Below are 8,549 nucleotides of genomic sequence, written 5' to 3' on the forward strand. Positions count from 1 at the left end.
AATTTAATTATAAAAAATCGTAAATATGAAGTATATTCGTATTTACGAACAAAGATGAAAGAAGGAGAAGAGAAATGAAAAAAGAACAAGTTCTGGCAAGACTGAAAGAAGACTGTCTGGTAGCTGTGGTTCGTGCAAAGAACCTGGAGCAGGGCGAGAAGGTGATCGATTCTATCGTAGCCGGCGGCATCAACTTCATCGAGATCTGTATGACCGTTGATGAGGGCAGCCCCATTGATCTGATCGCAAATATGGTAGAGAAATATAAGGATAATGATAAGGTAGTAATCGGCGCAGGTACTGTTCTGGATCCTGAGACTGCAAGAATGGCTATCATGGCAGGTGCTAACTATGTAGTAAGCCCAGGCTTAAACCTTGAGACAATCAAGATGTGCAACCGCTACAGAGTACCTATGCTGCCAGGCGTTATGACTCCAACCGAGGCTATTGCAGCTATGGAGGCAGGATGCGACGTAATCAAGATCTTCCCAGGCAATATCGTAGGACCGGCAGCAATCAGCTCCTTCAAGGGTCCCCTTCCTCAGGGTGAGTTCATGCCATCCGGCGGCGTTGATGTTGATAACGTTGACAAGTGGATCAAGGCAGGCGCATACGCAGTTGGAACCGGAAGCAGCTTAACAAAAGGCGCTAAGACCGGCGATTTCGCAGCTGTTACCGCAAAGGCTAAGGAGTTTGTAGACGCAGTAGCTGCAGCAAGAGCTAAATAAGAAATCATTTCGCTGAGACAAAGAAGCCACCGCCCGGCTGATCCGGGCGGCGCAGATAGAGTAAGAGAATAAGGAGATTATAAAAATGGCAAAGATCGTTACCATGGGCGAGATCATGTTAAGATTATCTACCCCGAATAATGAGAAATTTATCCAGGCAGACGAGTTTGATGTTAACTACGGCGGCGGCGAGGCTAACGTAGCAGTATCTCTGGCTAACTATGGCCATGATGTTGAGTTTGTTACAGCAGTACCGGCAAATCCGATTGGTGACTGTGCAGTAGCAGCTTTAAGAAAGTACAATGTAGGTACAAAGCATATCGCAAGAAGCGGCGAGAGACTGGGTATCTACTTCTTAGAGACCGGTTCTGCAATGAGAGCTTCCAATGTAGTTTATGACCGTGCAAACAGTGCGATCGCTACAGCTACAGCAGATGAGTTCAACTTTGATGAGATTTTCAAGGATGCTGACTGGTTCCATTTCACAGGTATTACTCCAGCTGTCAGCGATGCAGCAATCGAGCTGACAGAGGCAGCTTTAAAGGCAGCTAAGGCTCACGGCGTAACTGTTTCCGTAGACTTAAACTTCCGTAAGAAGCTGTGGTCCTCCGAGAAGGCTCAGAAGGTTATGACTAACCTGATGCAGTATGTAGACGTTTGCATTGGCAACGAAGAGGATGCTGAGAAGGTTCTTGGATTCAAGCCAGGCAACACAGATGTTACCTCCGGCGAGCTGGAGCTGGCAGGCTATGTTGATATCTTCAATCAGATGGCTGATAAGTTTGGCTTCAAGTATATCATCAGCTCTCTGCGTGAAAGCCACAGCGCTTCCGATAATGGCTGGTCTGCATGCATCATGGATGGAAAGACCCGTGAGTTCTATCACTCCAGAAAGTACCATATCACTCCAATCGTTGACCGTGTAGGCGGCGGCGACTCCTTCGCAGGCGGTCTGATCTGCGGTCTGGCTGACGGCAAGGATATGAAGGCAGCTCTGGAGTTTGCAGTAGCAGCTTCCGCATTAAAGCACACCATTCCTGGCGACTTCAACCTGGTTACCCGTGCAGATGTTGATAATCTGGCAGGCGGCGACGGATCTGGCCGTGTTCAGAGATAATCACTTTACGAACACAATATATACTCTGTAAACAGCGGAGCCTGTTTGAAAATTGCGTTTCAAAGATGGATTTTCAGACAGGCTCCCTGTCATTTAATGAAAAATATTTAGGAGGATACAAATATGGCAGAATATACGAGTAGAAGCTTTGATCTTCTGACCCTTGGACAGCTTCTTTTAAGGCTTTCTCCGCCGGATAACGACCGCCTTTCAAGAGGTGATACCTTTGTAAAGCAGGTAGGCGGAGCAGAATTAAACGTGGCGGTAGGTGCTTCCTTGCTGGGACTTCGCACTGGTGTTATCTCCAAGCTTCCCTCCCATGATATTGGAAGCTTTATGAAGGGAAAGATCCGTTCCTTTGGCGTCAGCGATGACTTTTTTATGTATGATGATTCTCCCTCTGCCCGCGTTGGCATTTATTACTATGAAAATGGAGCATATCCCAGAAAACCAAAGGTGATCTATGACCGTATGAACAGTTCCTTTTTCAGCCTCAATATTGACGAGATTCCAAAAGAGGTCTATACTGCCTCCAAATGTTTCCACACCACAGGCATCACCCTTGCTTTAAGCCCGCAGATTCGTGAGACAACCATTGAGATGATCAAGCGTTTTAAAGAAGCAGGAACCCTGGTTTCCTTTGACGTAAACTTCCGCGGCAACTTATGGAGCGGAGATGAGGCCAGAGAGTGTATCCTTAAGATTCTTCCGTATGTTGATATCTTTTTCTGTTCTGAGGATACAGCACGCCTTACCTTCTTAAAGACAGGCACAGCAAAAGAGATGATGAAGAGCTTTACGGAGGAGTATCCGATTTCCATTGTGGCATCCACTCAGCGAATTGTACACAGCCCCAAGAGACATACCTTCGGTTCTGTAATCTATGATGCTGCCAGAGATACCTATTATGAGGAGGAGCCATATAGGGATATCGAGGTGGTAGACCGGATCGGAAGCGGAGACGCTTATATTTCTGGTGCGCTTTACGGGCTTTTAAGCAGCGGCGGCGACTGCTCAAAGGCCATTGCCTTCGGAAATGCTACCGCAGCAGTAAAGAATACCATTCCGGGAGATCTTCCGTCCTCTAATCTGGAAGAGATCCAGACCATCATCAAAGCTCATAACCAGTCCGGTCCTCAGAGCGAGATGGCAAGATAGGAGAGAAGACGGTAATTTAATTCTTACGTCAGAAATGTTAAGAATTACTTTATTGGATTTTTGGGAAAAATAGTATATACTTCAAAATGTAACCGGCGGGAAACCGTGATTAAAGGAGTGATTACATTGAGAAGATACTATTTTTGCGTAGCAGCAATCTGCACGGCAGCGGTGATCGGGATCAGCGGCTGCGCCATGAATACAAAAGCAGAAAGTGCCCAGACTCAGGCAGATGCATCTCAACCAGAGTCTGCTGAGGCCGCTACAGTAGTGGAAGCGGTAACGGGCCCCATTGAAAACATGGAAGAAACTCCAAACGAGGAGCTGCAGCCTGTACGGATTTACGGTTCGGCATCCCATATGGAGGACGGGCGTCTTTCCATTGATAACCGTTCCGGCGTGAGCGCTGAGGGAGAGATCATCCTAAATATCTCTCAGGAATCCACCCTGATCCTGGATGCAGTTTCTGGTACGCCCCTTACATTAGAGGATATCCAGGATGGGGAGACGATCTATGCGTACATTGGTCCGGCTATGACGATGAGCCTTCCGCCCATGACCAATGCTGCTATCATTTTTGCCAATATTCCTGCGGATTTTAAGGTGCCTGATTATGTGGAGGCAGACTCTGTCATTACAGATGCAGGCAGCTCCCAGACGGTGCTTACGGCTTCAGACGGCACAGAGTACATTCTGGCAGAGGACTGTGACATTTTCCCATATCTTACAAGAAATATTGTAACTCTGGATGATCTGACCCAGGGTAAAAAGGTGGTCGTATGGTCGGGAGATGACAATACAGCCACAAAAATCATGGTATTTGCAGAATAATCCCATAAAAAAGAATCAGGCTTTGCCGGAAATGGCCGGCTGCCTGATTCTTTTTTTACTAATTTCCGCACTCTATGCTGATTTCATTAAATTTTTTCAGAATATCATCAATTCTTGTTTCTTCTTTTTCTGTTCCCGCTTTGTCCATAATGGCCTTGCCCTGATGCATCATCAGCAGGCGGTTTCCGTAGTCCACTGCATAGCGCAGATTGTGGGTTACCATAATGGTAGTCAGATTCTTTTCCCTTACAATGCGGTCTGTGAGCTCCATGATGGTTTCTGCGGTTTTTGGGTCCAGTGCAGCCGTGTGCTCATCCAGGATCAGAAATTCGATCGGAGTCATGGTGGACATAAGCAGCGCCATGGCCTGGCGCTGGCCGCCGGAGAGAACGCCTACCTTTACATCCATCTTATCTTCCAGTCCCAGACCCAGTGTGCGGAGGCTTTCACGGTAAAAATCGATCCGCTGTTTATTTTTTCCGGGGCGCAGATTAAAAAATTTGCCCTTATTGTCTGCCAATGCCATGTTTTCTGCAATCGTCATAGAGGGGCAGGTGCCCATAGCCGGATTCTGGTAGACACGGCCGATGCGGCGCTGGCGTTTGTATTCTGCCATTTTAGTAATATCCTCATTGCCGATGCGGATCGTCCCTTCATCTAAAGGGATACTGCCGCAGATGATATTTAAAAGGGAAGTCTTTCCTGAACCATTGCTTCCTACAACGGATACAAATTCGTGATCCCGGATTGTCAGGTTAAAGTCTTCAAACAGGCACATTTCGTTGACCGTACCCGTATTGTAGTATTTATGGATGTGTTTCAGCTCAAGCATGGCTCTTTACCTTCTTTCCGCCCGCAGGGCTTAATACAAGGATGATCAAAAACAGTACGGAGGTGATCAGTTTTAAATCAGAAGCAGTAACCGGGACAGACAAGTTCAGGCCGGCAATCTTCAGATCGCCTACAAGAAGAGCAGCAGAGACACAGGCCTTATAGAGGATAGAGCCGATGATAACGGCTGTGGTGGATTTTACAAAGCCAAACCGCTTAAAAAGCTGTGTTCCGATGATTACATTTGCCAGACCGATCACCATGGTTCCTGTGCCGGCAGAGATTTCAAAAAAGCCTTTCTGCTGGCAGTATACGCAGCCGGCCAGGGCTGCAAAGCCATTGGCAATTGCCAGACCGATGATTTTTACCAGCCCCTTGTCCTTAGCAAGCGAAGTGACTAATGTCTCGTTGTCGCCTACCGCCCGGAGCAGATAGCCGGATCTTGTTTTTAAATAGGCGTCCAGCAGCACCTTGCAGAGCACGGCCAGTACCAGAAGAATCAGTGTGGTGGTATAGGGCTTAAAAGCTTCCGGTACGTTTGCGGAGAGAAATTCATTTGAAAAAATAGTTTCCTTGCTGAAAATCGGAAGATTCGCTTTTCCCGTGATCCTCAGATTGATGGAATAGAGGGCTGTCATGACAATAATGCCGGAGAGAAGATCGCGGACCTTAAGCTTCACATGGATCAGGCCGGTGACGCATCCGGCCAGAGCGCCGGCTAAAAAGGATACGAAAAGGGCGGCCACAGGAGAGAGGAAGCCTCCTGCAATGCCTGCGGCTGTGACGGCAGCTCCCAGAGGAAAGGTGCCGTCAACGGAAAGGTCCGGGAAATCCAGGATCTTATAGGTAATGTAAACGCCCAGGGCCATAATGGCGTAAACCAGGCCTTCTTCAAGAATACCCAAGATGATTGTCATGATCGTCCTCCAAATTATTGTGCAATAGTGTCAAACATTTCAACGGCAGAGCTGGTGAGCGATTCGGGAAGAGTGATTCCCAGGTTTTCCGCTACTTCTGTGTTGCCGTAAAAAGCTGCTTCCTTGATGGTTTCGTAATTCATTTCACTGGCTTTTGCCTCGCCCTTTAATACCTTTGCAGCCATCTGTCCGGTCTGCTTTCCAAGCTCAATATAGTCCAGTCCCATAGCTGCCAGACAGCCAATCTTTACCTGTTCAATCTCACTTCCGAATACAGGGATATTTTTGGCGGAAGCCTTGCTTAAGATAACGGGAAGGGAAGCAACCACCGTATTGTCTGTCAGATTAGTAATACAGTCCACCTTTCCGATAAGTGTATCGGCAGCAAGCGGGATATCAGCAGAGGAAGAGATACCGGAATCTATGATCTCAAAGCCGTATTTTGGCGCCAGTTCCTTATACTCAGCAATGGCTGATTCGGAATTTACCTCGCTGGTGGTGTACATGATTCCGATGTTCTTTGCATCGGGAAGAATTTCACGGATCATCTGAAGCTGCTGTTCAATGGGGAGCTTATCACTGGTTCCGGTGATTTCTCCTACAGGAGTTCCGTCCGCATTTGCCAGCTCTGCTGCAACGGGATCGGTTACTGCGGTGAAGATAACGGGGATATCTGTTTTCATTGCCAGGCTGTACTGTGCCTGTGCCATGGGCGTTGCAATGCCGCACATTAAATCAACATCTTTCCCTGCAAAGGTATTGGCAATCTGGCTGGCTGTACCGCCGTCTGCCTGAGCATTGCTGTAGAGGATGGTAAGATTGGTTCCTTCCTCAATTCCTGCCTCCGCCAGTCCCTGGATAAAGCCCTCTCGGCAGTTATCAAGAGAGCCATGCTCTGCAAACTGTCCGATGCCGATGGTGTAGGATGCGTCTGCGCCTTCTTCCGGAGCAGCATCTGCATTTTCTTTGGAAGAGGAGCTGCTGTCCGCGGTTGTTTTTTCTGCCGGGGCAGAGGATGAACTCTGGGAAGAGGAGCCGCAGCCTGCCAACAGGGATGCGCTCATAGCTGCTGTTAAAAGGATTGCCATTGATTTTCTCATAATATTTTCCTCCTTGATCATGAAAATAAAAAAACGTCCCAATTACAACCTGGTTGTAATTGAGACGAATCGAATCCGCGGTGCCACTCAAATTGACTGAAATAGTCCACTCTCACATACTATCATATGCGCTGCATGCATAACGGGTGCAGAATCCGTCAGTCCCTACATCGACTGCCGTAACCGGTATGTCTGTATCGTTCAGGACCGCCCTCGAAAGTCCATTCAGCTGCCAGCCTAATACCGCGATCCCACCACCCGCGGCTCTCTGTGAAAATGCTTTGGAAGCTTACTCCTCTTTCTCAATGGTTTGGCTTGTTGTTTTGTATACTAATACAGGAACCGCCATTTGTCAACTACTTTTTGTGTTTTTATTTTTATATTCCCCAAGATGTAAATTTGTGGTATTATTATAGTACAAAATGAAAGTTTACACACAAGATCATTGGGAGGAGCAGAATCGTGAAGAAACTTTTAGTGGTTGTAGATATGCAGAAGGACTTCATAGACGGAGCATTGGGTACATTGGAAGCACAGCAGATTGTTCCGGCTGTAAGGAAACGGATCTGTGAATACAGGGAAGCAGGGGATGAGGTTGTATTTACCCTGGACACCCATGGTCCTGATTACATGGATACCATGGAGGGGGAAAAGCTTCCTTTCCTCACTGTCTGAAGGGAACAGAAGGCTGGGAGCTGGATGCAGGCCTCAGGGAGTTTGACGGAAAGCGCTTTGAGAAAGTTACCTTTGGAAGCCCCGAACTGGCAGAGTATGCAGCAGCAGGCGGATATGAAAGAATTGAGCTTCTTGGACTGTGTACCGATATCTGTGTGATCTCAAATGCCCTGCTGATCAAGGCAAAGACGCCAGAGGCGGAAATCTGCGTAAAGGCGGACTGCTGTGCCGGCGTAACTCCACAAAGCCACGAAAATGCTTTAAACGCTATGAAAATGTGTCATATTGATGTGATCTAACCGAAAAAGGAGGCATAAATCTATGAGCAGCAAACATTTTGTAATTACGGTAGAACGTCAGTACGGAAGCGGAGGACGCTTAACCAGCGAACGTCTGGCAAAGGAACTGGGAATCCATTTCTATGATGAAGAAATCCTGAAGATGACCTCAGAGACCAGCGCCATCGGGGAGCAGTATTTCCGTCTGGCAGATGAAAAGGCGGGAAATAACCTGCTGTACCGCATTGTGACTAATATAAAGCCGGAGCTGTCAGAACCCGCCCAGAACGGCCATAAAATCACTTCTCCGGAAAATCTGTTCCGTTTCCAGTCCTCTGTCATCCGCAAGCTGGCTGCATCAGAAAACTGCATCATTGTGGGACGCTGCGGCAACTATGTGCTTCAGGATCAGTTGGATGATGTGATCCGTATTTTTGTATATGCGGATACCGTTACCAGAGTCCGCCGCATTATGGATGTGGATAAGGTAGACGAGGCAGAGGCCCTGCGCCGGATGAAGCGCATTGACCGTACCCGTACCGAGTACCACCGCTACTTTACTGGCCGCAACTGGATGGACATGGAAAACTATGACCTGCCCATCAACGCCAGCCGCATTGACTATGACCAGATGATCGTCCTGATCAAGGACTATATGAGACTTCGGGGATTTTTGGAGTAGACAGCATGATATGATAGACATTGGGAGAATCTGCCTGGAGATGGGCAGATTCTTTTCAATTTGACAGAGAGTATTATAAGGCTAGCAAGGAGATAGGATTATGAAACGATTTTTTGCACTCATTATTGATTTAACCTAAATTATTCACGGAACAGTATCTGAATTGATAACAGTACCATGAATCTGAAAATTGATCCATGCAGCCATAACATCACTCAATTAACCCGTCAAA

8 protein-coding genes, 1 pseudogene and 1 other annotated feature are annotated in these 8,549 nt (G+C 47.4%); of the genes and pseudogenes, 6 read left to right on the forward strand and 3 right to left on the reverse strand.

Annotated elements, in window-relative coordinates; translation table 11 throughout:
- Nucleotides 1–74: 74 nt before the first annotated feature.
- The 4 genes from ACZM6M_RS04060 (at nt 75) to ACZM6M_RS04075 (ending at nt 3,834) form a co-directional block, all read left to right on the forward strand.
- Nucleotides 75–728 (forward strand): bifunctional 2-keto-4-hydroxyglutarate aldolase/2-keto-3-deoxy-6-phosphogluconate aldolase, encoded by a 654-nt coding sequence (locus ACZM6M_RS04060; protein WP_066549166.1) that lies wholly within the window; start codon nt 75–77, stop codon nt 726–728.
- A gap of 85 nt (nt 729–813) precedes the next feature.
- Nucleotides 814–1,845, forward strand: coding sequence for a sugar kinase (locus ACZM6M_RS04065; protein WP_066549164.1), 1,032 nt, complete (start codon nt 814–816; stop codon nt 1,843–1,845).
- 123 nt (nt 1,846–1,968) lie between these two features.
- On the forward strand, nt 1,969–3,003 hold the full coding sequence (locus ACZM6M_RS04070) for a sugar kinase (RefSeq protein ID WP_066549162.1): 1,035 nt from the start codon (nt 1,969–1,971) through the stop codon (nt 3,001–3,003).
- 117 nt (nt 3,004–3,120) lie between these two features.
- Entirely contained in the window at nt 3,121–3,834 is a 714-nt protein-coding gene (locus tag ACZM6M_RS04075; protein ID WP_484076612.1) for a hypothetical protein, read from the forward strand.
- Between the two features lie 58 nt (nt 3,835–3,892).
- On the opposite strand, the gene ACZM6M_RS04080 is transcribed toward ACZM6M_RS04075, so the two are convergent.
- Genes ACZM6M_RS04080 through ACZM6M_RS04090 form a run of 3 tightly spaced genes read right to left on the reverse strand, consistent with a single transcriptional unit; the run spans nt 3,893 to nt 6,682 of the window.
- Complete coding sequence (locus ACZM6M_RS04080) at nt 3,893–4,666, reverse strand: ABC transporter ATP-binding protein (RefSeq protein WP_066549157.1); 774 nt, start codon at nt 4,664–4,666, stop codon at nt 3,893–3,895.
- Nucleotides 4,659–5,585, reverse strand: coding sequence for an ABC transporter permease (locus ACZM6M_RS04085; RefSeq protein WP_178276033.1), 927 nt, complete (start codon nt 5,583–5,585; stop codon nt 4,659–4,661). Before ACZM6M_RS04085 ends, ACZM6M_RS04080 begins: the two co-directional genes overlap by 8 nt.
- Before the next feature lie 11 nt (nt 5,586–5,596).
- Nucleotides 5,597–6,682 (reverse strand): ABC transporter substrate-binding protein, encoded by a 1,086-nt coding sequence (locus tag ACZM6M_RS04090; RefSeq protein WP_340278032.1) that lies wholly within the window; start codon nt 6,680–6,682, stop codon nt 5,597–5,599.
- A gap of 57 nt (nt 6,683–6,739) precedes the next feature.
- Nucleotides 6,740–6,997: a binding site (T-box leader), on the reverse strand.
- A gap of 147 nt (nt 6,998–7,144) precedes the next feature.
- On the opposite strand from ACZM6M_RS04090, the pseudogene ACZM6M_RS04095 reads away from it, so the two are divergent.
- Nucleotides 7,145–7,656: pseudogene (locus ACZM6M_RS04095) on the forward strand (cysteine hydrolase family protein).
- Nucleotides 7,657–7,678: 22 nt separating this feature from the next.
- Nucleotides 7,679–8,317: a cytidylate kinase-like family protein gene (locus tag ACZM6M_RS04100; protein ID WP_178276029.1), complete on the forward strand. Its 639-nt coding sequence runs from the start codon at nt 7,679–7,681 to the stop codon at nt 8,315–8,317.
- Nucleotides 8,318–8,549 lie beyond the last annotated feature (232 nt).

The sequence above is a fragment of the Enterocloster sp. genome (assembly GCF_057861365.1).